We start from the raw sequence: 1,066 nt of genomic DNA, 5'->3' as shown, positions 1-1,066 counted from the left end.
GCAAAACGATCTATCGAACGGCAGTTCTGGAATGGGAGTTTGAGACGATGACGGATCTCGCACGGGTGGTCGAAGCGGTCCGCGCCTTCAAGGAAGGCCAGATCGTGGTGGTGACCGACGACGACGACCGGGAGAACGAGGGCGACCTGATCCTTGCCGCCGAGCACGCCAGCCCGGAAAAGCTCGCCTTCATCGTCCGCCACACCTCCGGCATCGTCTGCACGCCGATCACCGCGGCCGACGCCAGGCGCCTCCACCTGCAGCCGATGGTCGCCCACAACGAGGCGCCGCTGTCGACCGCCTTCACCGTCACCATCGACTACCGCGAGGGCCTGACCACCGGCATTTCGGCGGAGGAGCGCTGCAACACCGTGCGCGCCATCCTCAATCCCAATGTCGGCGCCGAGGACTTCGTGCGCCCAGGCCACATCTTCCCGCTGATCGCCCGCGACGGCGGCGTGCTGATGCGCTCCGGCCATACCGAGGCCGCCATCGACCTGTGCCGCCTCGCCGAGCTCAATCCGGTCGGCGTCCTCAGCGAGCTCGTCAATGACGACGGCACGGTGATGCGCGGTCCGCAGGTGACGGATTTTGCCAAAGAGCACGGCCTTGCCATCGTCTCGGTCGCCGAGCTCATCGCCTATCGCCAGCGCAAGGAGCGGCTGGTGGAGCGGGTCGAGGCCTTCGACGTCGACACCCCCTACGGCCCGGCCCGCGCCTACACCTATTCCACGCCCTGGGACCCGATGCAGCATCTCGCCGTCGTCTTCGGCGACATCCGGGACGGCGTCGACATCCCGGTGCGGCTGCACCTCGAGTCCGTCGTCGGCGACGTCTTCGGGCGCGACTCCACGGTCGAGCCGTTCCTGAAGCGGATTGCGGCGGGCGGCCGCGGCATCGTCGTCTATCTGCGCGAGGGTTCGGTCGGCGTCGGCAAGGTGCCGAGCCAGCGCCGGGCGGCCAATGACGACGAGGGCCACGACACCGCCAAGGTGCGCCAGGAGGAATGGCGCGAGATCGGCCTCGGCGCCCAGATCCTCACCGACCTCGGCGTCCACTCCATCCG

General features: G+C 68.3%; 1 protein-coding gene. It reads left to right on the top strand.

Annotated elements, in window-relative coordinates; all coding sequences use genetic code 11:
* Nucleotides 1-47: 47 nt before the first annotated feature.
* Nucleotides 48-1,066, top strand: a 1,019-nt coding sequence (ribB, locus tag CH339_RS23595) for a 3,4-dihydroxy-2-butanone-4-phosphate synthase (protein WP_111436862.1), incomplete at its 3' end; no start/stop codon positions are given.

Source organism: Rhodobium orientis (assembly GCF_003258835.1).
In the GTDB taxonomy this organism is placed as follows: domain Bacteria; phylum Pseudomonadota; class Alphaproteobacteria; order Rhizobiales; family Rhodobiaceae; genus Rhodobium; species Rhodobium orientis.
The sequence above is the reverse complement of the archived record's forward strand: the minus strand, read 5'-3'. Positions and strand labels throughout refer to the sequence as shown.